This window comes from Candidatus Stoquefichus sp. SB1 (assembly GCF_001244545.1).
GTDB lineage: Bacteria > Bacillota_I > Bacilli_A > Erysipelotrichales > Coprobacillaceae > Stoquefichus.
This window is the reverse complement of sequence record NZ_LN852696.1, coordinates 112,335-137,671: the sequence shown is the minus strand read 5'-3', so window position 1 is coordinate 137,671 and position 25,337 is coordinate 112,335. Positions and strand designations below refer to the sequence as shown.

At 30.5% G+C, this 25,337-nt stretch carries 26 protein-coding genes; 4 read left to right on the top strand and 22 right to left on the bottom strand.

Features of this window, described 5'->3' with window-relative positions; genetic code table 11:
• Positions 1-4 precede the first annotated feature (4 nt).
• From BN1865_RS13135 to BN1865_RS13110, 6 genes are all read right to left on the bottom strand, one after another.
• On the bottom strand, positions 5-640 hold the full coding sequence (locus BN1865_RS13135; protein WP_050637724.1) for an SdpI family protein: 636 nt from the start codon (positions 638-640) through the stop codon (positions 5-7).
• Positions 637-909: an autorepressor SdpR family transcription factor gene (locus tag BN1865_RS13130; RefSeq protein WP_050637723.1), complete on the bottom strand. Its 273-nt coding sequence runs from the start codon at positions 907-909 to the stop codon at positions 637-639. The genes BN1865_RS13135 and BN1865_RS13130 overlap by 4 nt, the downstream gene beginning before the upstream one ends.
• Positions 910-1,014: 105 nt before the next feature.
• Positions 1,015-1,923, bottom strand: a complete 909-nt coding sequence (locus tag BN1865_RS13125) for a hypothetical protein (protein ID WP_157844131.1) — start codon at positions 1,921-1,923, stop codon at positions 1,015-1,017.
• 126 nt (positions 1,924-2,049) lie between these two features.
• Positions 2,050-2,319, bottom strand: a complete 270-nt coding sequence (locus BN1865_RS13120; RefSeq protein WP_050637721.1) for a phosphocarrier protein HPr — start codon at positions 2,317-2,319, stop codon at positions 2,050-2,052.
• Positions 2,320-2,483: 164 nt separating this feature from the next.
• Positions 2,484-3,533 carry a class I SAM-dependent methyltransferase gene (locus BN1865_RS13115; RefSeq protein WP_232780398.1) on the bottom strand — a complete coding sequence of 350 codons (1,050 nt, stop codon included), beginning with the start codon at positions 3,531-3,533 and terminating at the stop codon, positions 2,484-2,486.
• Positions 3,534-3,542: 9 nt separating this feature from the next.
• Entirely contained in the window at positions 3,543-5,024 is a 1,482-nt protein-coding gene (locus BN1865_RS13110; protein ID WP_050637720.1) for a membrane lipoprotein lipid attachment site-containing protein, read from the bottom strand.
• Positions 5,025-5,125: 101 nt separating this feature from the next.
• On the opposite strand from BN1865_RS13110, the gene BN1865_RS13105 reads away from it, so the two are divergent.
• On the top strand, positions 5,126-5,662 hold the full coding sequence (locus tag BN1865_RS13105; protein WP_050637719.1) for a nitroreductase family protein: 537 nt from the start codon (positions 5,126-5,128) through the stop codon (positions 5,660-5,662).
• Between the two features lie 52 nt (positions 5,663-5,714).
• Here BN1865_RS13105 and BN1865_RS13100 read toward each other — a convergent pair whose 3' ends face one another.
• From BN1865_RS13100 to BN1865_RS13080, 5 genes are all read right to left on the bottom strand, one after another.
• Positions 5,715-6,098 carry a hypothetical protein gene (locus BN1865_RS13100; RefSeq protein WP_050637718.1) on the bottom strand — a complete coding sequence of 128 codons (384 nt, stop codon included), beginning with the start codon at positions 6,096-6,098 and terminating at the stop codon, positions 5,715-5,717.
• A 166-nt stretch (positions 6,099-6,264) separates the two neighbouring features.
• On the bottom strand, positions 6,265-7,257 hold the full coding sequence (locus BN1865_RS13095; RefSeq protein WP_050637717.1) for a LacI family DNA-binding transcriptional regulator: 993 nt from the start codon (positions 7,255-7,257) through the stop codon (positions 6,265-6,267).
• 59 nt (positions 7,258-7,316) lie between these two features.
• A complete protein-coding gene (locus BN1865_RS13090; protein ID WP_050637716.1) occupies positions 7,317-8,675 on the bottom strand; it encodes a glycoside hydrolase family 32 protein in 1,359 nt (452 codons plus the stop codon).
• Positions 8,676-8,680: 5 nt separating this feature from the next.
• Positions 8,681-10,114, bottom strand: coding sequence for a glycoside hydrolase family 32 protein (locus tag BN1865_RS13085; RefSeq protein ID WP_050637715.1), 1,434 nt, complete (start codon positions 10,112-10,114; stop codon positions 8,681-8,683).
• Positions 10,111-12,036 carry a PTS beta-glucoside transporter subunit IIBCA gene (locus BN1865_RS13080; RefSeq protein ID WP_050637714.1) on the bottom strand — a complete coding sequence of 642 codons (1,926 nt, stop codon included), beginning with the start codon at positions 12,034-12,036 and terminating at the stop codon, positions 10,111-10,113. The genes BN1865_RS13085 and BN1865_RS13080 overlap by 4 nt, the downstream gene beginning before the upstream one ends.
• Before the next feature lie 242 nt (positions 12,037-12,278).
• On the opposite strand from BN1865_RS13080, the gene BN1865_RS13075 reads away from it, so the two are divergent.
• Both BN1865_RS13075 and BN1865_RS13070 read left to right on the top strand, forming a co-directional pair.
• Positions 12,279-12,905, top strand: a complete 627-nt coding sequence (locus BN1865_RS13075) for a bactofilin family protein (protein ID WP_050637713.1) — start codon at positions 12,279-12,281, stop codon at positions 12,903-12,905.
• A gap of 315 nt (positions 12,906-13,220) precedes the next feature.
• Entirely contained in the window at positions 13,221-13,850 is a 630-nt protein-coding gene (locus BN1865_RS13070; protein ID WP_050637712.1) for a bactofilin family protein, read from the top strand.
• Positions 13,851-13,900: 50 nt separating this feature from the next.
• Here the strand turns inward: BN1865_RS13070 and BN1865_RS13065 are convergent, their stop codons facing one another.
• Together BN1865_RS13065 and BN1865_RS13060 are read right to left on the bottom strand one after the other, a co-directional pair.
• A complete protein-coding gene (locus BN1865_RS13065; protein ID WP_050637711.1) occupies positions 13,901-14,590 on the bottom strand; it encodes a response regulator transcription factor in 690 nt (229 codons plus the stop codon).
• A 91-nt stretch (positions 14,591-14,681) separates the two neighbouring features.
• Complete coding sequence (locus tag BN1865_RS13060; protein ID WP_050637710.1) at positions 14,682-16,595, bottom strand: sensor histidine kinase; 1,914 nt, start codon at positions 16,593-16,595, stop codon at positions 14,682-14,684.
• Between the two features lie 30 nt (positions 16,596-16,625).
• Between BN1865_RS13060 and BN1865_RS13055 the strand changes: the two genes are divergently transcribed.
• Positions 16,626-18,194: a hypothetical protein gene (locus tag BN1865_RS13055; protein ID WP_050637709.1), complete on the top strand. Its 1,569-nt coding sequence runs from the start codon at positions 16,626-16,628 to the stop codon at positions 18,192-18,194.
• Positions 18,195-18,244: 50 nt separating this feature from the next.
• On the opposite strand, the gene BN1865_RS13050 is transcribed toward BN1865_RS13055, so the two are convergent.
• From BN1865_RS13050 to BN1865_RS13010, 9 genes are all read right to left on the bottom strand, one after another.
• The gene (locus BN1865_RS13050; protein WP_050637708.1) at positions 18,245-18,463 is read right to left on the bottom strand and encodes a DUF6465 family protein; all 219 of its coding nucleotides are present in this window, start codon (positions 18,461-18,463) and stop codon (positions 18,245-18,247) included.
• A 214-nt stretch (positions 18,464-18,677) separates the two neighbouring features.
• Positions 18,678-19,583 carry a hypothetical protein gene (locus BN1865_RS13045; RefSeq protein WP_050637707.1) on the bottom strand — a complete coding sequence of 302 codons (906 nt, stop codon included), beginning with the start codon at positions 19,581-19,583 and terminating at the stop codon, positions 18,678-18,680.
• A gap of 89 nt (positions 19,584-19,672) precedes the next feature.
• Positions 19,673-21,490 (bottom strand): translational GTPase TypA, encoded by a 1,818-nt coding sequence (typA, locus tag BN1865_RS13040; protein ID WP_050637706.1) that lies wholly within the window; start codon positions 21,488-21,490, stop codon positions 19,673-19,675.
• Positions 21,491-21,669: 179 nt separating this feature from the next.
• A complete protein-coding gene (locus tag BN1865_RS13035; protein ID WP_050637705.1) occupies positions 21,670-22,404 on the bottom strand; it encodes an alpha/beta hydrolase in 735 nt (244 codons plus the stop codon).
• Positions 22,404-22,961: a hypothetical protein gene (locus BN1865_RS13030; protein ID WP_050637704.1), complete on the bottom strand. Its 558-nt coding sequence runs from the start codon at positions 22,959-22,961 to the stop codon at positions 22,404-22,406. The genes BN1865_RS13035 and BN1865_RS13030 overlap by 1 nt, the downstream gene beginning before the upstream one ends.
• Positions 22,958-23,617, bottom strand: coding sequence for a GDSL-type esterase/lipase family protein (locus BN1865_RS13025; protein WP_050637703.1), 660 nt, complete (start codon positions 23,615-23,617; stop codon positions 22,958-22,960). Before BN1865_RS13025 ends, BN1865_RS13030 begins: the two co-directional genes overlap by 4 nt.
• Before the next feature lie 56 nt (positions 23,618-23,673).
• Entirely contained in the window at positions 23,674-23,988 is a 315-nt protein-coding gene (locus tag BN1865_RS13020; RefSeq protein WP_050637702.1) for a branched-chain amino acid transporter permease, read from the bottom strand.
• Positions 23,981-24,670 carry an AzlC family ABC transporter permease gene (locus BN1865_RS13015; RefSeq protein WP_050637701.1) on the bottom strand — a complete coding sequence of 230 codons (690 nt, stop codon included), beginning with the start codon at positions 24,668-24,670 and terminating at the stop codon, positions 23,981-23,983. Before BN1865_RS13015 ends, BN1865_RS13020 begins: the two co-directional genes overlap by 8 nt.
• The gene (locus BN1865_RS13010) at positions 24,663-25,307 is read right to left on the bottom strand and encodes an HAD family hydrolase (RefSeq protein ID WP_050637700.1); all 645 of its coding nucleotides are present in this window, start codon (positions 25,305-25,307) and stop codon (positions 24,663-24,665) included. Before BN1865_RS13010 ends, BN1865_RS13015 begins: the two co-directional genes overlap by 8 nt.
• Between the last annotated feature and the right edge of the window lie 30 nt (positions 25,308-25,337).

Here is a 25,337-nt window from a genome sequence, read left to right as displayed (position 1 = left end):
TAAATCAATATTTTTCGTCTTTAATTCCTTTAAAAACATAGTAAGAATAAAGAAAACTAAAGATAACATCAGCAATCAATACAACCATCAAAACAATAAAACTATAAGGTAACTCTAACAATCCATAAATCGCAATAATCATACCTCCCAAAACAAAAGTATATCCACCTATTTTATGTGTTTTTTGCCATACATATTCATTAGATAATGTCCATGGTGTTTTAATACCTAAAAAATAATTTTGTGGTAACCGTGGCATATAATTTCCCATTCCAATCATCAATACCCCAAACAATATAAGTATAATCTTTTCTCCATTTGCTTCTGGTACAATTGTCATATAATAAAAGAATGTACATAATAAAACAAAAAAGAATGATAAACCATAACGGTATAAATCATATGTTTTTTCACGTGATTGAAAATTCTGTCTTTTTGGATCAACCTTTTTAGTCAACAACATTCCATAATAGATAAGAATCGGAAGAAATGCTAAAATAAGCATCACATAACGACTTCCATAGCTATCCACTTCCCAATTTGCATTCCAATGAATAGGAACTGTATCTGGCATAAAAAAGATTATTCCTACAAAAACACCCGTCACACACCACATAAAAATATCATATGCTTTTTTCATTTTTCATTGTCCCCCATATTTTTAAAGTTCATAAACCACTTCATCATATCTTGAAAAACTGTCGTATCAATACTATAAATAATATTCTGTCCTTTTCTTTCATCAACAATCAAGCCACTATTTTTAAGAATTGCTAAATGATGAGAAATAGATGGTTTACTAATGTGAAAATACTCTGCAATTTCGCCAGCATTTAAAGGCTGAACTTGTAATAGTTCTAAGATTTTTCGTCTTGTTGGATCACTCAACGCTTTAAATGCGTCACCCATATTTTAACCTCCTTACTTTTTATTTAGACATTTGTCTAAATATCTAAATAAATATTATCATCAATAGATATGAAAGTAAAGAAAAAGCATAGAAGGTTAAACCTTTTATGCCTTTTGATTATTCATCATTTTTTCTAATAAACTCCTTGAAACACCAAAACGATCACATAAATCATACAAATACTGTTGAAGTTCTTCCGGACTCTTACCACGTAATTCTTCTTCATTAATTCCCAACATATTCATCATACCTTTTATTTGTTCCATAGCTTGTGAATCACCTTGACGATATTTATTCATTAAATCATCATAATAAGATTGTGCCTGATCAAATTGATTATTTTCATTTTCATGAAGTTGTTCTTCAAGTTGAATAAGTTCATCAATTTCATCACTATCTAATTCCAATTCATCAAAAAATTGTAATGCCTGACGACAAAGAACTTCTATTTCATATTGATAGTCTGGTTCATTCATTTGTTGAATGAGTGAAAGATTTTCAAAGAAATCTTTCAGTTTCTTTTCCTGGACAGGAGATAGCACCACATCTTCATATTCCTCATTATTAATATCTTGTAAAATAATATTCATATTATTTTCTATTTTTTCATGTAAAGTCATAACAATTGTCGCATCTATTCCTGTTACATCTGATAATAATGTTATGAATGCTTCCTGATGAATATAATGATTGGTAAATGCATATGTTTTTGTATTGGTTTGAATGACTGCTTTCATATCTTGATGACGGTGTTTTTCAAGTGACAATCCAACAATATCCTGATATGCAAATGAACCTATTTTAGCAAATTGAAAGTAAATATGGCTTGCTGTTATAATCATTCCTCGAGTTCCATCTAATGTATCACTTGCATCAATAAAACCCAATATCTCACAGTCACTATTACTACCAAAAAAATAAATAGCTTGTCCAATATATTCGGGTAATTCATTGCTTTTATAAAATTTTGCCTGATCAACTAATCTCTCATTAACATATTCTTCTAACATCATTAAAGCCTCCTTAAATCATTGCTATTCTAACACATTTTTATAAAGAAAAAAACCAGATAAAACATCTGGCATAATATAATAGGAGCACATATCTGTGCTCCTAAATATATCTTGTGTTGCTATATATTATTCAGCAACTTTTTGTTCTTTGATAACTTTAGCAATTGATTCGATGACGTCTTTTTCATCTTCACCTTCAGCTACGATTTCTACTGTAGCTTTAGTTGGAACACCTAAAGACATAACACCCATAATAGATTTTAAGTTAACTTCTTTTTCGTTGTAAACTAATTTAATATTACTAGTGAATTTACTAGCTTGGTTTACTAAGATAGTTGCAGGTCTAGCATGTAATCCTACTGGATCTGAAACTACAAAAGATAATTTTTCTGCCATTTGATTGACTCCTCCTTAATAATTTATAGTCTTATTATAACACAATAAATTTACATTTCCATATTTTTTGAAAAGAATTTATGCGCTTTCAATATATTTTTTTGTCAAGTGTTTTGATAATACTTTTTATTAAAATATCGGACAAAAAAACTCAAAAAGTATAATTATACCTTTTGAGCTACAACTAAAAATTTATGGGTTGTCATTTCAAAATAATGATGTTCTTTAATCGCTTTTAAAGCTTTCAGATAAAAGACTTGATATTTATTAATATTAGCCACATCAGGTGAAACTTTTTTAAAATAATTAAGAATAGCAGGAATACTATGAAAACGAATTGTTCCATAATCTTCAAACTTTTCAACAATTCTTAATCCAATACCTTCCAATGTTCCAGCACATGAATAAGCATCCCAAGACCCTTTCATACGAAACGGCATATATAATTGAACAAATTCTTTTAAATTTGCTGTTCCATTTTGATTGACTAAGAAATATCCTCCAGATTTAAGAACTCTGTCAATTTCTAATTTATCATAATTTGAGTTTTGACACATAACAATATCAATTTTACCATCTTTAAATGGCATTTTCCCTGTTGGTGTCAATGTTGTCAATTTAATCGGTGTTCCTGCAAATAACGGTTCAATATCTTTTGTATCTGCATAAGGTTCAACCGCAAATGTTGCTGCTGGTAATGGCTGGAAATGTCTTGCAAATTCACCATTATCAACACTAAGAAATGCCAAATGATCTTCTGGTTGTAAATACTTTCTAAGAACAGTTTCTTCATCATATTGTGGTGCAGACTCATCATATGTACCTGTCTCTTTAAATGAAGTTTGAGCTATTTCTAATAATTCATTTTTTAATAATTGTGCTTCCTGAATTTCTTTACGACATCTTTTCTTACTATAAACAAGAATAAGATATTGAACAACTGCATCAGCAACAATTCCCATAGCTAAAAACAAAACAAAATATATAAACCATGAAACTGAGAAAATCTCTTCTGGTGTAGATATTAAATAACAGATAAAGCAAATAAATAACATATAACCTACTCGATTATAACTATATGGTTTATCTAAAGCCAAATACCAGTTCACATTTTCAGCCTTAGCCATCTTATTTCTTGTTATTTCAAAGAAAACCAACTGCATTAAAAACAAAAGTCCAATAAACGTTCCTAATAAAATTAATAAATATTCCATAAATTCTCCTTACTTAATCAAATCTCCTTCAAATGTATAATATTGATGTCCAATCGCAAAATATCCTTTTGGATTAAATACAACATCACCTTCTTGAGAAAAGATTTCCTTCATATCATCTTCTATATCATAGACAAAACTTCTACCATTTTTACCTAATATCATATAGTTCTTTTCATCATAATTCACAATTGCTTCATCTGGTAAACTTGTATATCCTTGTTCAAAGATAACACTTCCTGTACCATCAATAACACCAAATGCTCCAGTCTCATTATAGACTGCATAATATGAACTGCCTATGTACTTTATGCGATAATAATATTCTTTTGTTAAAACCTGACCTTTTTCATCAATTAATGAATAACCTTTATCATTAATCTTAACAATAGCCTTCATATTTTCATCAAAAGGTTCTGCTTCAATAAACGTTTTATCAATAACCTTTTTATTATCAAAACTATAATATTGATATCCTTCATTTCTAACATATACAGGGAAGAATTCTGAATAGACTTGTTTAGCAACTGGATATAACTGACAATTTTCTAAATCTCCTATTAATTTCCCATTTTTATAAACCTGATGTGGTCCATAAATATCTGTTGAACGTGAAATATATGTAATAGGTGAAAAATAATAACTTGTCATTAATACTGGAATACCACTAATTGGATAAACAAAAACTTTATTATCATCTGTTAAAATCACATTTTGATTGGCATTAAAGTAACCATCTTTAATATGAATTGTATTTTGATAATATTTCTTTTGTCCATAATCTACATATACCATGCTTTTTAATTTCTCATCATTTAAAATAGCACCTTCACTACTCTCATCTAAGATTGTATAATTTCCTTTTTCTTTAATCTCTAATTCAATATTATTGTCTTTTTTAGAATCATCAAAATGATAAAACTTATCATAATTTTGAAACCCAACAATAGTACAAGAACTATTATTTAATTGATTTGCATATAAAACAGCATCTTTTCCTTTATATAATTCTTCTCCATTTTGACTAAGAACTGTATATTCATTATTTTGAAGAATAATTGGTAATCCACTTTTCATAATTCCTGTCTGATTATCAGCAGTATAAATCACTTCACCCTCATCATTTAAAATGAGTAAGTTATTTTTATAAAATCCATTTTCAATTTTGTTTTCTTGTTTTTCTGTTGTCTTTGCTGTAGCATAAAACATTTGATCCACAACTTCCAATGTTTCATATGTTCCAGGTTTAATAATTTCATCACCTTTATAAGAAATCACACCTTTTTGATCTTTTTCATCAGTAACAAAATATCCAACCCCATTGACTTCTTGAAATGTTTTATACATATATTCAGTTAATTGATCTCCATCCTGATTATAAAGTGCATAGACTTTATCATCTCTGGTTAACATAAATGTTGATTCTTTTTTTCCTTGTGAACAGCCACTTAATAACATAAGTGCTAACAACCCAATGACTATTTTTTTCATAGCTGGCCTCCTTATATCGACATTAGTATAACACATATTTATGTGATTATCATTGTTTTTTAGACGTTTCAGTTTATAATATAAGGAGAGGTGATAAAATCATGAATGAAACTTTACAAACCATAGCAAAAAGAAAAAGTTGCCGCAGTTATCAGGATAAACCATTGGACTTTGACACCTTAACAATAATTCTTAATGCTGCCATACAAGCACCTAGTGCTATGAATCGACAATTGTGTGAAGCATTTGCGATTACTGACAAAATGCTCATCGATAAACTTGCGAATGCAATTACATATGTTTTTAATGAAAGAGGAGAAACCAAACCAGAAGATTATCATTGTGCTTATCATGCGCCTGTGCTTGTTATTGTTAGTGGTCCTGAATATGACAGCAAGCGAATTGAAGATGGAAGCTGTATGTTGGAAAATATCTTCTTAGCAGCAACGAGTTTACAAATCGGATCATGCTGGATTAATCAATTACGTGATACTCAAAACGTTGAAGAAGTCCGTGCTGTTCTCAGTGAAATTGGGATTCCAGCAAACCATCAAGTCATTGGATGTGCAGCCTTAGGTTATGCTGCTTTAGATGAACCTTCTAAAGAAAAAAACGCAAGTAGAATCCATATCATTTAAAAAAGTATTATCTTTAACCTTAGGGTTTGAGATAATACTTTTTATTTTAAGTTTAATCTTTATAATTTATTGACTCACTATAATGCATCTTCAAAAATTTATTCTCTTCTAATTTTATATAAATATTTTGATCATCCATTTGATTATAATAAATATCCTTATTAAGATAGCCTTCATAATTTGTAGACAAATCCTCATGTTTATCATCTACATGATAAACCTCTCTATATTTATCAATTGTTCCATAAAATTCATATCCATTTTCAATATCTTCCAATTCAGCTCTAGGATCATTTGTAAGATAGCTATGTCCAAGTATATGACATAACGGAATTGTGGCTGGATTTTGGTTAGGATCAGATGAATCTGTAATCAACTTATATCCAAAAAACAATACAATAACAAACACAATAATCATTAAAATTTTTTTCTTCATACTTTCTTCCCTGTACCCACTTCTAAGATTATGTAAAATCAAATATTTGATTTCCTTGTGTTTTATACACTATACAAAACAATTATCTACTTTTATCTTGCAGTTATCTTATTTATAACATTGTTGAATAACCAATAATTATAAAACAACTCATAAAATCAACTTATTATAGCCTTTTCACACTTCCACCTTTAATTAATTCATAACCAATCAACTGTGTTTGTGCAACTGGTTCTTTCTCAATAAGCTGCATCATTGTTTTTCCTGCCATTTGCCCTGCTAATTCATTATCATATCGAATAGTACATAGACTTGGCGTTATTAATGATGAGACTTCATAACCACCAAAACCTATCAAGGAAATATCTTCTGGTACCTTTAAACCTTTTTCCATAATTTCTTTATAACAAGCCAAAGCAATATTATCAGTAGCACAAATAATCAATGATGGTGTATGTTTTTGCAGGTATTCTTTAATGATTTTTCGTGAGTCACGAAATGAGAAACTCGTTTCTTTAACAACAACATGTTCACGCTGATGATCTTTTAAAGCATCAAGGACACCTTTTTTTCTTTGTACCCCTACTGCTTCATCTTTATGCCCAACGCCCATATAAAGAATATGCTGATGATTCATTTGGGCAGCATAACTTCCCACATCATAACCAGCATGATAATCATCATAAATAATTGAAATACCACCTTTCATCAATTGAGCAACAACTAATATAGGTATATCTAATTGACTGGCAAGTTGCTGGTGCGTCATCGTTACAGCTGTTGCTAATAAGATAATACCATCAACATTCATTCGCCATAAATGTTCTATTGAAGCTAATTCTCTTATCTCATTATGATTGGTATTCATGATAATGGTCGTATACCCTTTATTTTTTAAATATTCATCAATTGCCATCAGCATTCTTGATGAAGTAATTGAATCTAAACAAGGAGCTACTATTCCTATTGTATGCGTTCTTTTTGCTTTTAAGCTTTGAGCTACAGCATTCGGTTCATAATGATACTCATCAATAATCTTTTTTAATTTTTCCCTTGTCTCTTCCTTAACATAACCACCATTAAAATACCTTGAAACAGTACTTTTGGCAACACCTGCCATTTTGGCTATATCATTCATTGTTAATTTCTTATTTTCCATAAAATCTCATCCTTATGCTTTAATTATACAAGAAAAGAAAATCCTTGCAAGCAAGGATTTTAATAGATTTGATATTGTCCTAATTCATAATAATCAATATGAGCATCAATAGATTCAATAATCAATTGATTATTCAAACTAAAAATTCTAGAAGTCATCGTATAATAACCATCATTAATAAAGATTTCTAATGAACTTGTATCACTATAAATATGAAGTTTATCCAAGTGTTTGACTTTAAGTTGTCTTTTATCTCTTCCATCACCACAAGTTCCCATATCTAAAATAAGCATCTGATCCTTATATCTTAAATAACAGTCTTTTCGAAATTGGATAGTCATTTCATCACAGTTAATGTTTGATATAAGTAATTCAAAACAAAGGGATTCTTTATAGATTCTTTCAAAAGGTAAAAAGACTTGATGTGATAGACGCAAATCTTTCATTTGTTCAATTGGTGATTGATAAATATGGTGATGACGATAAGTCAATAGACGTGGCATAGCCATCGCTTGCATCCAGCCATCACGATAAGTGATATTTTGACTATAAGAGGCTTCTGACATGCCCATCCATGCAAACAAGATACGTTCACCTTTTTGTGTTAAAAATGTTCTTGCTGCATAAAAATCAAATCCATAATCCAATAGTTTAAAATCACCCAGATCACATTCTCCATTCCAATCACCAATAACTTCAAAATATCCACATTGATGCTGATTCTGATAAACTTCCGTTTGAGGAATACCTTGGGGACAAGTCAAAAGAATACGCTGCTGGTTAAGCGTTATGAGATCAGGACATTCCCACATGTAACCACATGGATATGAGGTAGTTAATTGTTTCCAATAGTTCCAGTGAATTTTATCCTGACTTTTATAGATAAGCACTAATCCTTTATTTTCTAAATGACGTGCCCCAAGGACCATATAATAACAATCTTCTTTAAAGACTTGTGGGTCTCTGACATGTTTTGTCATAGACGCAGGAAAATCATCATTTGTCAGCAATAATTGTTTTGATGAAAAATGAATACCATCTTTTGATGTTGTCATCATAACATTTTGTTGTCGACCATCATGAATATAATCATAATCACCTTGATAACGGACATTGCCTGTATAATAGACTGACAATTGATGATCTTCATAAAGACTGCTCCCACTATAAACACCATCTTTATCCCAAGGCTGATCGGGTTTAATTGCAATCGGTTCTACTTTAAAATGAATAAAATCTTTTGTACTGTAATGTCCCCAAACACAAGCCGTTCTTTCTTTTGTTGTACATGCAAGGGGATTGTATATATAGTAAATATGATAAGTATCATTAATTTGACACATTCCATTAGGATCGGCCAATGATCCTTGTAATGGCATTAAATGATAATGTAAACGATAAGGATCTTGCTGATTCATATGTTTCACTTTTTTGTTATATCATAAGATTTTAAAGGATAAAAAGTAACTTGGCCTTCATTATCTGTTAAGAATTGAACACGCTGATGGAATGATGAACTATATAAACGTGTTGTGAAAACTTCCTGACCATCATTAATAAAGATTTCTAAGCTAGAAGTATCACTAAAGATTGTAATATCAGATATTTCTTGAATATCTACACTTCGACTTGTACGACCTCTGCCACTTTCACCTAATGACAAAGTTAATAATGCATCCTGATAAGTCAAATGAACATCTTGACGAATTTCAAGGTTAAAATCTTGATTTTTTGTGAATTCAATTTTCATTTCATAACAGATAGTATCTGTCTGTTGAATATGATGACAATTAGATTGGATTTTTGATTCTCTTAACTGTTTCATTTCTTCTAATGGCTGTTGATAGATTTGATGATGACGATAAGTTAAAACTTTAGGCATTGTTAAAGCATGCTGCCAGTCATGTTCAATCGTTGGCTGATTATCATAATCTGTATCAGGAAGTCCCATCCAGCCATATTGAATACGACGCCCTTTTTCATCTAAGAAGCTTTGTGGTGCATAAATATCAAAGCCTCTATCCAACTCTTTGAAATCACCTAGTGTATAAGTATTATTTATAAAGTCATAGTCTACAGGAAAGTACCCCGTTTGATAAACATTGGCAAAGTTATGCCCCTGTTGCTTTAATCCTTGCGGACATGTCATTAAAAACAATTGTCCATCTAATTCAAATAAATCAGGGCATTCCCACATATAACCATAGTCAGGCAACATCAAACGATTATAATATTCAAAATGCTGTAAATCTACACTACGATATAATAACACACATCCTTGATCATCTCGACTACGTGCACCTAAAGCCATATAATAGTAACCATCTTTTTCAAAAATTTTAGGGTCACGCACATGTTTAGACATATCTGCTGGATAGTCATTATTTGATAAAATTAATTCTTTTTTGGAGATTTCATAACCATCTTTACTCGTAAAATGAATCGTATTTTGTTCTCGTCCTTCTTGAATATAGTCATAATCATCACGATCACATAATTTAACATTCCCTGTATAAAAGTAATGAATGATATTATCTTTTATAAAAGCCGAACCACTATAAACGCCATCTCGATCCATAATTGTATCAGGATAAAGAAAAGGCTCTTCTTCACAAAAATGAATCATATCACGAGTTGTATAATGTCCCCAAAGCTTTGTACCCCAGCCACAATCAAAGGGAGTATATTGAAAATAAATATGATAAACACCATCTTTTTGACATAGACCATTAGGATCATTAAGAAAACCAGTAGGTGGCATTAAATGATATTTTAAACGATATTTGTCTTCGCGAACATTCTCTCGCATCTTTTGATGCTGATCATATTCTTTTAAATAATCTTCTTTCGTCATCATAAATTTGACCCCAAAACAGCTATAACATCACTACCATCAGTCTGCCCAGTATATTTCATTTGTAGTTGACGACCTTCTTTTAATTCAAATGCCATCATTGTTTCAGTTGAATAACCCTTCTTTTTCACTAAATCTGTATCAAATCTTAACAGCAATTCACCTTTTTTTACTTCTTGATCTACACTTACAAATGTCTCAAAACCTTCACCATTCATATTCACTGTATCAATTCCACAATGAATAAGAACACTTGAACCATCTTTCATTGTAATTCCAATAGCATGTTTGCTTGGGAAAACAAATGTTACTTTTCCATCACAAGGTGCCATAACTTCACCATCATCAACGATAACTGCAATACCATCTCCCATAGCTTTAGAAGCAAAAGTAGGATCAGATGATTCTCCAATATTTTTAACTATTCCTTTAACTGGTGATACCACTTTAATTTCACCAGTATACTCATTTTCAGATTCCATTTCTTCAACAACTGTTTGAATATCTTCTGATTTATTTTGATGACCTGTCATTTTTCCAAACACAATTGCTAATACACAACCACCAATTAAAGCAATCAGATGAGCAATAATATAATTTATATACCCATTATTTGACGGATCACAAATTGCAATACCTGGTACAGCTGTTGTTCCAAAACCAAATGCTGCTAAATTCGTAAAGTAAACATATGCACCTGCTAACGCTCCACCTAAACATCCCGCAACAAGTGGAAATTTATATCTTAAGTTAATACCAAAAATAGCTGGTTCACTAATTCCAAATAAAGTTGAAGCAAATGAAGGAATACATAATTCTCTGGCTTTTAAATTTTTCCAATTCAAAGCTAAATATCCTAAAACAGCACCACCTTGTCCCATTAAAGCAACTGACATTAATGGATTTAAGAAGTTTCTTCCTGTATCAGCAATTAATTGTGCTTCAATAGCTCCTAAAATATGATGTAATCCTGTAATAACAATAATCTGTTGCACTCCAGCAAAAATCATATAACCTAATACACCTAAATTTTGTGTTGTCCAAATCAAACCACCTGTAATAATATTAGATAATTCACGACCTGCTGGTCCAATAATCGTAAACAATAAAACAGTTGAAATAAAAACAGTAAACAATGGTGAAAATAACAACTTCACAACATCAGGAATCTTCTTATCAAAGAAAATATCTAACTTTGCAACAATAAATCCCATCATCAACGCAATAATAATTCCGCCTTGAAAACCAACAAGTTCTATTGGTAAGCCTAAAATATGAATAATTTCTGGCACTGCCGTTCCACTTCCAACTGAATATGCATTTGCCAGTGATGAATCAAGCATAATTGCCCCAACAATTAAGCCAAGGATTGGTTTCCCACCATATCTTTTACATGCACTATAACATACTGCCATAGGTAAAATAGCAAAAATTCCATTAGATGCTAAACTCGCAAGCTTATTAATTGCATATAATGTTTCATTATTTGTGACAACATCCCATTTACTTAAAACACCTGTAATTCCCATAAGTAATGCAGCTGCAAGAATTCCTGGCATAATATCAATAAAGACATCAGATAATGATTTAATCACTGCCTGAAAAGGATTTTGTTTTTTAGCACTCTGTTGTTTAATATCGCCAAGTGACATATTTTCTGTATGTGTATATTGACTAAAAACTTCATAAACATCATTAACCAGACCTGCCCCAAAAATCAATTGAAGCTGATCCCCAGCAATAAATACCCCTTTTACCAAATCAACATCTTCCAATTTTTCAATATTTGCAAGATCATTGTCTTTTAAAACAATACGAAGTCTTGTTGCACAATGAGCAACACCTTGAATATTCTCTAAACCTCCAACATATTTAACAAGGTCTTGAGAAATGCGTAAATATTTTTCTTGTTTACTCTCATTCATATTTTCTTCCTCCTCTTACCGATATAGAACCGGTTCCACACTTGATATTATAGTCACTATCAATCATTATGTCAATATATTTTATGAAATTTATGGAACCGATTTCACTTTTTTGCAATATAAATATATTTCCTCCCTATTTTTTGATACTTTCTCCGTTGAAATTCCTTTTTATCCCCATAATCCCAAAATAATTTAAAAATGTTATATAATAAAATTACACGAAAAGGGGGAATAAAAATATGAATGATAAAATTCAAAAAATAAAAAATGGTTTTATTGATAGATATTTTGAAGTTGTTGAAACAGATGAGGATGAGGATGACCCTAAACAAACAAAAGCTTCTCAGGCATCAGTTGCAAAACATAAACCTGAAGAAAAGCCAAAAGAATCCATTGTTAAACAGGCACAAACGGCTATCAAATATCATGAAAATGAGAAAGCTGCTCATGAACCAACTATCATATCTAAAGGAACAGAAATACAAGGACATATTAATGCTGAAAATGATCTTCAGATTAAAGGAAAGGTCGTTGGAAATATTCATATCAATGGTCATTTAATTATTGATAATGCTATTATTGTTGGTGATATTACTGCTCAGAAAATTACCATTATTTCTTCAAATATTAAAGGTCATATTGAAAGTTACTCTCAATTAGAAATTCAACAGGATAGTATTATCGAGGGTGATATGAAAGGACAAAATATTTTTATTGCTTGTCAATGTAATGGAAATATTGACTGCGGAGAACTGTTACATCTTTCATCTACTGCTCATACAACTGGTGATATTCTTACTAAACATTTAAAAATTGATGAAAATGCCATCTTGAATGGTCAAATCAAAATGGCAAAAAAAGAATAGTTATTCTTCAAATGCAAAAAATTTTATAATGAGTTCATGCTTTATAATCCATACGGAAGATTTTCAAATCTTCCGTTTTATATCTATAGTATATAAATATGACTTTATCAGATAATTTAATATTTTTTTCAATCATGCATTTGAGACTAATAATACGTCCGATAAACTTATCAGCTACAAATAGAATATTTTGATATTTGAAATATCAATTTAAACCAAAAAAACAACAATTATTATGCCCTATCCCCCCACCTTGACACGCAATCTAAATGTTATATAATGAAATTACCTGAAAAAAGGGGGAGAATTTAAAATATGAATGATAAAATTAAAAAAATAAAGAATGGTTTTATTGATAGATATTTTGAAGTTGTCGAAACAGATGATGACATTGAAAATGATCCTATACAAACAAGAATTTCTCAATCAGCAGAAATGAAACATACACCTGAAGAAAAAGCAAAAGAATCCATTGTTAAACAGACCCAAACGGCTATCAAATATCATGGAAATGAGAAAGCTGCTCATGAACCAACTATCATATCTAAAGGAACAGAGATACAAGGACATATTAATGCTGAAAATGATCTTCAGATTAAAGGAAAGGTCGTTGGAAATATTCATATCAATGGTCATTTAATTATTGATAACGCTATTATTGTTGGTGATATTACTGCTCAGAAAATTACCATTATTTCTTCAAATATTAAAGGTCATATTGAAAGTTACTCTCAATTAGAAATTCAACAGGATAGTATTATCGAGGGTGATATGAAAGGACAAAATATTTTTATTGCTTGTCAATGTAATGGAAATATTGACTGCGGAGAACTGTTACATCTTTCATCTACTGCTCATACAACTGGTGATATTCTCACTAAACACTTGAAAATTGATGAAAATGCCATCTTGAATGGTCAAATCAAAATGGCAAAAAAAGAATAATTAATACAAAAAGCCCAATGATGAGTTCATCCCCTCATCATTGGACCTTTTTATTCATCTTTATCAGGATTATCTACAAAACGATACCCTTTACCACGTACTGTCTGAATGTATTTTTTATGTGTAATACTATTCAGTTTTAGTCTTACATCAGCAACTCTGGCTTGTAATGTATGTCGACTCTTATTGAGTGGTTCTTTCCAGATGGCATCATAAATTTGTTCATATGAATAAATCTTCCCTGGCTGATTAATCAATAGCATCAGAATTTCAAATTCAATACGTGCTAAATCAATACACTTATCTTCATATATAACCTGATAAGTACCCGTATTAATAGCCAATTTCCCAATATGAATAACCTCTGGTTTTCTATTGGCATAATTACCTTGAATACGCAACTGAATACGCATATTTAATTCTTCAAAAGAGAATGGCTTACATACATAATCATCAGCTCCAAGTTTTAATCCATATATACGATCATCAAACTCCGTATAATTAGATAACATAATAATTGGTTTTGAAATAAATTGACGCATTTTCTCACAAACCTCAAACCCATCTATATCTGGTAGTTTAATATCCAAAATAATACAATCATATCCTTTTGATTGGATCAGTTGTAAAGCTTTCTCTCCATTTGGTGTGACATCAATATCATAGCCATGCATCTTAAAATAAACTTTCGCTTCCTCTAACAAGACTTCATCATCATCTACAAATAATAAATTACACATATTGACCTCCCCCCTATTTACTTCTATTATAAAGAAATTCTGTCTATTTTTCATTCTACATTGTCCTGTGAATATCCTTTTTTATTTTCAATTAAATACGCTCTTTTAAAAGTGGCAATGTTATTGTAAATCGTGTTTGATGATTATCTGATATAACATTTATTGTTCCATGATGAAAAGTCACAATAGATTTCACAATATACAAACCTAAGCCATTACTATCCTGTGTTTCATTTGTTGTATAACCTCTTTCAAAAATATGTTCAATATGTTCTTTTGCTATTCCTTTTCCATTATCCTCAAAAACAATCATTACGTTTTGATCATCTGATTGAAGCTGAATATGAATTGTTGACTGAGGAAAGCTTACGGCTAAAGCATTAAAAAATAAATTTTGGAAAATACGTAAGAGTTGTTGTTCATCTCCCATAATCATACACTTTGACGGACACAATTCATACTGAAAGAAAATATCATAAACTTCTGCATCAGGTAAATACATTTGATAAAACTGTTCAATGAAATGATTGAGATCAATAACTTTGAAATCTAATGATAATTCCTCTTGTGCATTTAAAGTTTGTAAGAGATAAATTTGCTGATTCATCATTGAATATTTATCTTCTAAAACCTGAAGTTCTTTATGTAGATTCTGATCTGTAACGATTTCTTTTTGCTGTAAAAGTTGTAAATAAGTTTGAGCTGTGGATATTGGTTTTTTTAAATCGTGTAACATTTCACTTAATAGTTTTTGTCTTTCTTCCATGAGATCACTCAGCTGTTGCGTTTGACGATTCACTTCTTCTTGTAAATGATAATTCAATTGTTGATGTTCTTGCCATAACTGATGAGAACGCTGAATCATTAACCCAGCAAAGCACAACAATAATGCAAACATTCCAAACTCTTCTATCCAAGCCAAAGATGCTGGTTCATACTTATTCATTGTAATCACATTAACAAATAAACAGATTGTATAAACAATTGTTCCTAACAGTAATCCTTTATGTTTTTGTTGCCAATAGGCTTTTATACTAATAAATAACATATATAAAGCAATCCCTATTTTATAAAGTGAAATTATCCAACCATAAACAGGAACAAACGCACCAAGATAAGGTAAGATAAAAGGCATAACAAAAGTGATGAAAACCATACTTAAACAACCAATAGTCATCCAATGATGCATTTTTTGTTGAGATTGTGTTAATCTCAATATAATGAAATAAGCCATATATAAACACATCATAATAAGGCTATCTTGTAAAGCATAAATCAATGTATGTGTTGGTAAATGAAATAATGGAAAGAAAGGATATAAACTATATAATCCAAAACATAATGCAAAAATTCCAAAATCAAAATGTAAATAATAAGCTTTTTGATGACGATCTTTTAACCATAAAACCAAACTATATAAGGCAATAGCCAATGATGAAAAAGAAAACAAACAATAAATAACAACTCTTTGTAATATTAAACGTGTAATAAGTGGGCTTTCTCCAATAGCAATAGGATATTGAATGCCACTATAATAATGACTTCTGTTTTCTGTTTGGATAACTATTTTATTATGTTTTTGAGCTGGGAAAGAAACAACTATATCTGAGATCTGTTCATGATAAGGTGAAAAAGAGCCATTATGAGCAATGAGTTCACCATTAACATAAACATATGTTACACTAAACGGTTCTTGAATATATAGTGATAGAAAAGAATCTTTTCCTTGATATGTATATTCAAATACAAATGTACTTTTCCCAAAAGCATCTTGTTGTGGATGAAAAGCAGATAAATTCTGATATTGACCAACTTTTACATCAATTCCATTATCATTTATTTCATCTGGTTCTAATAATACATCTACAAATTGCTGTCCCTTTGTGAGAAAGGATAGCGATTGATCACTAAAACTGTTATACTTATTATTAAAGACAAATAAAGATATAATTCCACAAATAGTGGCAATCAATACAATAACAATCATTATTATCTTTTTATACATTTTTTCACCTACTTTATGAAAGGAGTTATTATGAAACGCTTATTCACTGTATTTATTTTAACATGTTTATACTGCTTTTGTCTCCCTATCCCAGCCTATGCAACGCAAAAAAATGAAGCTGCTCATTTTTCTGAATTCAAAAATTGGCTTATTGAGCATCGACGTTCAGGCGGAACTTTAGATCTTACTGATGATATTACTGTTGATGAGACATTTGTATTAGAACTTTTACCTACTGCTCCTTTGATTATCAATACAAATCAATTTACAATTTATGTTCAATCTGAACTTACATTGATTTCTTATGATTTTACTGAGATTATAATTCAAGGAGAAGGTGGAGAGAATGGTTTAATCCAAGTTTTCCCACAAGGAATCTGTAACCTTGAAGCCATCCAAATCAATGCATTGGATCATCAAACAGCAGCCATTCAATCTGAAAATTCTGCTTTAAAACTTAATAAGAAAAATATCATAAATGGAAGTGTACAATATGCCAAACACCCTGTTTTATATGACTATTTACATAAATCCTATTTAGATACAACCATTCTCAATTCCAATCAACCTTTAACTACACAGATGCTTCCTCAAACTGATAACTATATATATGTCTGTTATCAGGGAGAAACCCAAGCTTATAATCTTCCAATTCAATGGAATATCAATGAATATAATGAATTAAATCCTTATCAATATTACTTTTACCATGGTCAATTGACTGGAAACATTCCATTCAATAATCAAACCTTTCAATTAGCAGATATTCATCAACTTTATACCCCTACAACAAGAGTGATATCTACACCTGGCGGTTTAGCAATTACTGATGTTAAGAAAAAATGGAATCAATTTTACCAGCAAACCTTTCATACAATTACACTTTCCTATCAACAACTGCCAGCCGACTATGAAATCTATATTCGTAGCAACGTTAACGATGAATGGATACAGACTGAAGCTTTTCGAATTGAAGAGGCTGCTTTCAATCATAGAACCGATCTCATTATTGCTAATGAAAGTTCTTACCTTGAATATTACATCAAGGTTCATATAGATGATCAGGAGTATAATAGTAATATTGCTGTTATGGATGAAGATGATTTATCATATCGTGACTATGAAGGTGGTCGTGGCGGTGGTATTGATATTCTTCCTGATCATGAAGAGGAAGAAGATGCTGAAATCGATAATAAAGAACCTGAACAAAATATTGAAAACACTCAACCCGAAAATCCTGAAAATGAAAATGTTCAAGAACCACTTCCACAAAATCCATTGATTCAAGATAAACCAATACTTCTTCCTTCATTATCTGAAAACATTTTTTCTCATCCTCAATTAAAAAAGACAAAACCTATTTCTTCAAATCATCAACAAATTCCACAAAATCATTCTTCTACAAAACCTTCTCAAAATCAATCACCTACAGCCCCTTCTCAAAACCAATCTCATCAAACACAAACAATTCAAAAGACACCAAAGTCTCAAACAAATGCATCACTTCAAATTATGTATGGAGTGCTTTGTATTTGTGGTATTATTACAATAACAGCTATCTCATATTTACTTTATACAAGAAAAAAGAACCATATATAAAATATGATTCTTTTATTTTTGGGTATATCATTTTTTTGTAATATTAAGTTCTAACCAATGTATAGTGGTTGATCATTTCCAACAACTTCACCAGTTTTTGTTGTCGCAACATAATATACTGAAGAATCTTCTGGTTTATAGTAAACCTCTAATGTATCAACAGTTGTCATTTTGACACCTTTTGATTTAACATCCTCTTTCACTAATTTCTCAATATTTGCTGTTTCAACATTTTTATTATTAAATTGTACTTGTAATTTAAGTTTCACTATCCGTCCTCCTTAATCATATTATAAATGAAAGCGATTACTTTTTCAAGAGATTGCCCTCATTTATTAATGATAATATAACACTTTTTTGCAATTAACACAAACTTTATTCCGAAATTTATGATTTTCCCATTTTATTATTCATATATTTATGATAATTCTGTAATAAAAAGATAAAACGGACTATTTTATGTCGATAATCCGTTCTTTTTGTCTATCCAATACGTTCAATAACACCTTCTGTATTCACTCTTTTTTGGATATTCCTAATATATGAGAAGCTTGCAACTGCCATGAAAACATATCCAAATCCTAAATCTCCTAATACTGCTCCCATAATTTCACTTTCACCCAAGAAAGATGGAACAACAGACATGGCATCAAAGAATGAAATCGCATAATAATCACTATAAAGTGCATGAATTTCAATACCAAGACAAATCATCTCAGCAACTGCTAGCATAATAATTGAAATAATAATCGCAATATAAACACCTTTCTTATCAATCCGTCCACCTAATAATTCATAACCTTTAAAAGCGCAGACAGCCATAATAAACCCAGTAATTCCGGCAACATACCCTAATTGATAAATCAAAACCCATACAGCAATGCCAATAACTGATCCTATTAATGATCCAACAATTCCTAATGGTAAATTGACATCTTTTATTGGTGGCTGTTGACTTGTGAATCTAGCCAAACAACTTTCACATGCCAAATCTATATGCCCATTAATACTTGATGGATAAATAGCAACTTCTTCACCACAATGACGACAGCATTGAACATAACCATTTTGTGATGAAGCCAAAGCAACATCCTGCATTATTTTTTGTAATGCCCATACATCAAGTGCTTTTTGATTCTTAACATTGATGACAACCGCATTATCTTTGTATACTGCCCAATTGATAAATGTTCCTTTATCCATATTTTCTAAATATTGCTCCATAGCTCCTGTCTCTTCATCAGCTTTTACAGTAGTCATAATTGAATACTGTCTTGGCTGTGGTAAAAACGTAACAACAAACTGATATCCATCAATTGTTCCATAGGCACAATTGTATTGAGAATTGACTGTAAAACCAATCTGCTCAAAACCTACTAATTTTTTCATTTTTTATTCCCCTTCCCCAAAATATAAATAATTATACCATTTATTTATATATTATTCCACATCAAAAAATGAAGGCATAACTGCCTCCATTAATTACTTTGTCTATATGCTTTTCTTCTTTCATTTTCTGTTAATAAACGTTTTCTTAAACGAATATTTTCAGGTGTTACTTCAACAAGTTCATCATCATTAATATAATCTAAACATGCTTCAAGATTAAAGAATCTAGGTTTCTTTAAAACAACTGTTGAATCTTTTGTAGATGAACGGGTATTTGTTAATTGTTTTCCTTTTGTGACATTAACAACCAAATCATTATCACGGCTATGTTCTCCCACAATCATTCCTTCATAAACATTAATTCCTGGTCCTACAAATAGCACTCCACGATCTTCAACACCACCTAAAGCATAAGCAGTTGTTTGTCCTGAATCAATTGAAACAAGAACACCTAATTGTCTTTCTCCAACCGTATCACCTTCCATTGGACGATAATCTAAATATGAATGATTGATAATTCCGTATCCTTTTGTCATTGTTAAGAAATTCGTCATAAAACCAATTAATCCACGAGATGGAATAATATAATGAACTTTTGTCATTCCATTATCTGATTCCATATTTTCTAATGTACCTCTTCTAAATCCTAAAGATTCAATAACACTTCCAATACATTCATCAGGTGCTTCAATAAAAACTTCTTCATATGGTTCACATTTCACACCATCTATTTCTTTAATGATAACTTTAGGTTTAGAAACTTGTAATTCAAAACCTTCTCTACGCATATTTTCAATTAAGATTGATAAATGTAATTCTCCACGTCCTGATACAACCCATTCTTCAGCATTAGGAACTCTCTCAATCTTTAATGATACATCACGATTTGTTTCTTTAAATAATCTTTCTTCAACTTTACTTGCTGTTACAAATTTTCCTTCTTTACCTGCAAAAGGTGAAGTATTTGTTCCAAAAACCATTTGAATTGTTGGTTCATCAATACGTAATAATGGTAAAGCTTCTTCATTTCCTAAAGCACAAACTGTTTCACCAACACCAATATCTGCTAAACCTGCAACGGCAACAATATCACCGGCACTTGCTTCCTCAACTTCAATTCTATGTAAACCAATAAAACCAAATAATTTTTGAATTCTAAATTGTGTTTTTGTTCCATCAGCACGTAAACATACAACAGTTTCATTAACATGAATCTTTCCTCTTTGAATACGTCCAATTCCAATACGTCCAACATAATCATTATAATCTAATAAAGCTGGCTGGAACTGTAAATCACCTTCTTCATCAACCAAAGGTGCAGGAATCTCACGGATAATCATATCAAATAAACAATCCATATTAGGAACCTGTGTAGAAATATCAGAATCTAAACTAGATGTTCCCATCAACGCTGAAACAAATACAGTTGGGAAATCTAACTGATTATCATCAGCACCTAATTCCATAAATAATTCTAAGACTTCGTCCATAACTTCATTAATACGAACAACTGGTCTATCTACTTTATTAATAACAACAATAGGTTTAACCTTTGCTTCTAAAGCTTTCTTTAATACAAAACGTGTTTGAGGCATTGTTCCTTCATAAGCATCAACAACCAATAAAACACCATCAACCATATTCATGATACGTTCTACTTCTCCACCAAAGTCAGCATGACCTGGTGTATCCATAATATTGATACGATAGTCTTTATAATTAATAGCTGTATTCTTAGCTAAAATAGTAATTCCTCTTTCTCTTTCTATGGCATTTGAATCCATAGCTCTATCAGCAATCTGTTCATTATCTTCTAATGTTCCAGATAACTTTAATAATTGATCAACCAAAGTTGTTTTACCGTGGTCTACGTGTGCAATAATTGCTATATTTCTAATGTTATTCATCTATTTTACGCACTCCTTTTCGCCTTTTTGATTATATCACAATTATGTCAAAACACAACTAAAAATATAATTGTATCTACACAAAAAGTCTTCTCTTTATCAGCCTTTTCATCAATTCATTACACACCGCAAAAAGAGATAGCGTTTTCATAAACAACAATGAAAGACAAAAGATGCCCTTAGGCATCTCTTAAAAAATTATATGTCAGAGTCAAAACCTTTTGAATATGTTCTAATTGATCAAAATTATGGGTTGCTCCTTCAATTGGATAAAAAACAGGATTTTTAAACAAAGATAAGTATTTTTGAGAAATGTCAAAAGGAACCGTTGTATCATTTGTACCATGAATAATCATTAACTGATTCTGATAAATGTCTAAATCCTCATAAAAATCTCTCTTCAATATATCTTCTACAAATTCATCAGAAATTTCAAATCCATTATGATCATAATAATTCGCTTTCGCTTGTTTACCTTTTAAATATTCAACCGCAGTTGGAAGATGAAACGCAGGTGCCCATAAACATAACTTAGAAATTTGATCAGGATAAAGTTTTGCTAGTTCACTGGCTATTGCGCCACCCATTGAATGACCAAGCACATAAATGGTTTGTGTTGATGGCATTCTTAAAACCTCATTTAAAATAGTACAGGCACACTCCAGTTCATTTTCAAAAGTCATATCCCTAAAACTCAAATCTGAATTTCCACTCCCTAAAAAATCCATACGCAACGTTCCTATCCCTTGTTCCTCTAGCATTCGAGATAACTGTGTATAAGAAAACTTTGTGCCTGTATTACATCCTGTAAATCCATGAAAAATAATACAGACAGGAAATCGTTCTTTTTTAGGGGTATGGAAAAAGCCACGCATAACACCTTTTGATGTTTCTATTTCACAATACTTTTGCATCATTGTTCTCCTTCATTGATATAAGTTCTTCTCATCGTATAATCATTAACGATTTCTTTTTGATCATCAACAGGTAAAATATCAATATCATTATTATCAAATACTTCAATAATATAAGCATTATCATCTATCGTTCTTATACCAGCACCTGCTCTACAAATTTCAAAGCCTGCTATCTTCCCTGCTTCATTACTTCCACAAGCTATTGTCAATTGACTTTTAGCATCATGAATAACTTTCAATTCATCTGATTTTGAATAAGAAAAATGATAATACTTCTGATACCTTTGATTTGACTTTTCTTCAAAAATATAAAAATAATAATTGTTTATATTTTCTAAAGCTATCATATAAAGATGTAAACCATCTTTTTTGTAATGTTTTTCATTTAAATATGTTAATTCCGTTTCACTCATTTGTAAATCATCTTTAATAACATCAATCACATCTTCTTGATACTTAAATTCATATCCATCATTTTGTTTAAAATAAATACCTATTCCTATTAAACCCAAGGCTATTGATAAAGAAACAATCCCTATCATCATTTTTTTCATTTTTTATTCATTCCCTGATATATTTCTTTTGTTAAATTCATATAGCCTTCATCATTAATATGTAATCCATCAACATAATAATCTTCAATTGGATCACCTTTTTTATTACATAATGCTGGATAGATATTTATCAACTGAACATAGTCATAAGGAATGCTACGTTTATATTCCTTATAGATCATCTTTAATACATCATTACTTCTCATTCCCTGTTTCGTTGCTTTATAGCCATGAACTTTTTCTAAACATGGGATACAACTCAAAAGATAAATTTGACAATCAGGTAAATTATAGTGAATGATTTCTACTATCTCCTTAACATTTAACGCAATATCTCTTGGACTCGCCATCATTGTATTTCCTAAATCATTGGTACCAATCATTAAGAATACTTGTTTGGGATCATATTTTATAACACCTTCATCAAGAAAATGCAATAACATATCAGAAGTGATGCCACCAATCCCACAATTATACTTATTTTTTATATCGGGAAACCATTTATCTAAATCACAATATTCAATGATAGAATCACCAAAAAAGACTGTACCACCAGCTTCTTTATATCTTTGTTGAGCAATAATTTGCATCATTCTCTTTAAAACAGATTCTCTTAATTGATATTGATTTGTGTCATATTTCATATTTTCACGCATAATCTCAGCCTCCTTATCTTCATTATAACAAAAAAAGTGTTACAAAACACTTTTAATCATACAAATAGAACTTGAACACATAACATATAAATAAGTGTTCCACCAAAAATAGATAATAATGTATTTCTTTTGAAAATATGTAATAAAATAACTGTTCCAACACCTAATATTTCACAGATCCCATGATTGCCAGACAATAGATTAACGCTTTTCAAACAATAAACAACTAACATAGCCATAATAGCATATGGTAAAACATCTCCTAAATACTCAATAAGAGGGCTAGAATGCTTTTTAAAAAGAACAAAAGGTAATAAACGAGTTAATAATGTAACGAACGCGATAACAGCAATTAATATCAATTCATGCATTTGTTCTTCCTCCTTTTTGATACATCATGATAAGTCCAATAAGAATACCAATCATTGAAGGAATAATGAATGCTTCACTTCCAAATAGAACAAGACAAATCAAACTCACTCCAAATCCTAGATAGGAATAAAAATGTTTATCACTTGTTAAAAACTGTTCTACTACAATTACAACAAACAAGGCTGTCATAGCAAAATCTAAGCCAGTTGTATTGATTGTTAAAAACGAACTTAACAAAGAACCTATTAAACTTCCAATAACCCAATAACATTGATCAAAGAAAGAAATAAGGAATAGATAATATTTTTGATCACATCCATCTGGAACCTGAGAGCCAACAAGTAAAGAATAAGTTTCATCTGTCAAAGAAAAAATCATATATGGTTTTAGTTTTCCCATTCCTTCAAACTTTTTAATCATTGATAAACCATAAACCATATGTCTTGCATTAATTAAAAGTGTCATGATTGCTGCACTGATTAAACTGGCCCCACTTGTTAAAAGATTAATAGCTACAAATTGCATACTGCCTGCATAAATAAAAACACTCATCAATAGTGCATAGATAACACCATACCCTTTACTTTCCAGTAACATTCCAAAAGCAATCCCTAATACAATATAACCCATCATCACTGGAATAGAAGACAAAAAAGCTTCTTTTACAACTCTTTTATCCATTTTCAATAACATCCTTTAATTCATTTAAATCTTGTACAATATAATCACATTGATATCTTTCAAATTCATCTTGACTTCCATAACCATATAAAACTCCAATACATGGAATTTGATTCTCATGTGCTCCTATAATATCATGCTGACGATCACCAACCATAATACAACACTTTGGGTCCAGTTCCTCTTGTTTAAGACAATAAGCAATTACATCACCTTTATTCTTCCTTGTTCCATCTAATTTGGCACCATAGATACCCTTAAAATATTGATCCAAATGAAAATGTTCTAATATCTTTTTCGCAAAAACATAAGGTTTACTTGTACATACATACAAATTCATACCATCATCTATCAAAGCCTGTAAAAAATCTTCCATCCCTTCATAAACTTTATTTTCATATAATCCTTTATCAGAAAAGTATTCTCGATATTTCTCAACTGCTTCTAAACTTTGCTTCTCACTCATATGATAATACTCTTGAAAAGACACATCTAATGGTGGACCAATAAAAACTTTTAACTCATCTAAACTATTCACTTCAATGCCATATGATTTCAAACTATAAGCAACTGACTTTGTAATACCTAAAAAAGGATCAGTAATTGTTCCATCTAAATCAAATAATATATTTTTCATACAGACTCCCCCTCTATTTTTGGATATTAT

Coding starts and splice junctions, on each gene's coding strand:
- BN1865_RS13135 (WP_050637724.1), bottom strand. CDS start 640: ATGAAAAAAGCATATGATATTTTTATGTGGTGTGTGACGGGTGTTTTT.
- BN1865_RS13130 (WP_050637723.1), bottom strand. CDS start 909: ATGGGTGACGCATTTAAAGCGTTGAGTGATCCAACAAGACGAAAAATC.
- BN1865_RS13125 (WP_157844131.1), bottom strand. CDS start 1,923: ATGATGTTAGAAGAATATGTTAATGAGAGATTAGTTGATCAGGCAAAA.
- BN1865_RS13120 (WP_050637721.1), bottom strand. CDS start 2,319: ATGGCAGAAAAATTATCTTTTGTAGTTTCAGATCCAGTAGGATTACAT.
- BN1865_RS13115 (WP_232780398.1), bottom strand. CDS start 3,533: ATGGAATATTTATTAATTTTATTAGGAACGTTTATTGGACTTTTGTTT.
- BN1865_RS13110 (WP_050637720.1), bottom strand. CDS start 5,024: ATGAAAAAAATAGTCATTGGGTTGTTAGCACTTATGTTATTAAGTGGC.
- BN1865_RS13105 (WP_050637719.1), top strand. CDS start 5,126: ATGAATGAAACTTTACAAACCATAGCAAAAAGAAAAAGTTGCCGCAGT.
- BN1865_RS13100 (WP_050637718.1), bottom strand. CDS start 6,098: ATGAAGAAAAAAATTTTAATGATTATTGTGTTTGTTATTGTATTGTTT.
- BN1865_RS13095 (WP_050637717.1), bottom strand. CDS start 7,257: ATGGAAAATAAGAAATTAACAATGAATGATATAGCCAAAATGGCAGGT.
- BN1865_RS13090 (WP_050637716.1), bottom strand. CDS start 8,675: ATGAATCAGCAAGATCCTTATCGTTTACATTATCATTTAATGCCATTA.
- BN1865_RS13085 (WP_050637715.1), bottom strand. CDS start 10,114: ATGATGACGAAAGAAGATTATTTAAAAGAATATGATCAGCATCAAAAG.
- BN1865_RS13080 (WP_050637714.1), bottom strand. CDS start 12,036: ATGAATGAGAGTAAACAAGAAAAATATTTACGCATTTCTCAAGACCTT.
- BN1865_RS13075 (WP_050637713.1), top strand. CDS start 12,279: ATGAATGATAAAATTCAAAAAATAAAAAATGGTTTTATTGATAGATAT.
- BN1865_RS13070 (WP_050637712.1), top strand. CDS start 13,221: ATGAATGATAAAATTAAAAAAATAAAGAATGGTTTTATTGATAGATAT.
- BN1865_RS13065 (WP_050637711.1), bottom strand. CDS start 14,590: ATGTGTAATTTATTATTTGTAGATGATGATGAAGTCTTGTTAGAGGAA.
- BN1865_RS13060 (WP_050637710.1), bottom strand. CDS start 16,595: ATGTATAAAAAGATAATAATGATTGTTATTGTATTGATTGCCACTATT.
- BN1865_RS13055 (WP_050637709.1), top strand. CDS start 16,626: ATGAAACGCTTATTCACTGTATTTATTTTAACATGTTTATACTGCTTT.
- BN1865_RS13045 (WP_050637707.1), bottom strand. CDS start 19,583: ATGAAAAAATTAGTAGGTTTTGAGCAGATTGGTTTTACAGTCAATTCT.
- typA (WP_050637706.1), bottom strand. CDS start 21,490: ATGAATAACATTAGAAATATAGCAATTATTGCACACGTAGACCACGGT.
- BN1865_RS13035 (WP_050637705.1), bottom strand. CDS start 22,404: ATGCAAAAGTATTGTGAAATAGAAACATCAAAAGGTGTTATGCGTGGC.
- BN1865_RS13030 (WP_050637704.1), bottom strand. CDS start 22,961: ATGAAAAAAATGATGATAGGGATTGTTTCTTTATCAATAGCCTTGGGT.
- BN1865_RS13025 (WP_050637703.1), bottom strand. CDS start 23,617: ATGCGTGAAAATATGAAATATGACACAAATCAATATCAATTAAGAGAA.
- BN1865_RS13020 (WP_050637702.1), bottom strand. CDS start 23,988: ATGCATGAATTGATATTAATTGCTGTTATCGCGTTCGTTACATTATTA.
- BN1865_RS13015 (WP_050637701.1), bottom strand. CDS start 24,670: ATGGATAAAAGAGTTGTAAAAGAAGCTTTTTTGTCTTCTATTCCAGTG.
- BN1865_RS13010 (WP_050637700.1), bottom strand. CDS start 25,307: ATGAAAAATATATTATTTGATTTAGATGGAACAATTACTGATCCTTTT.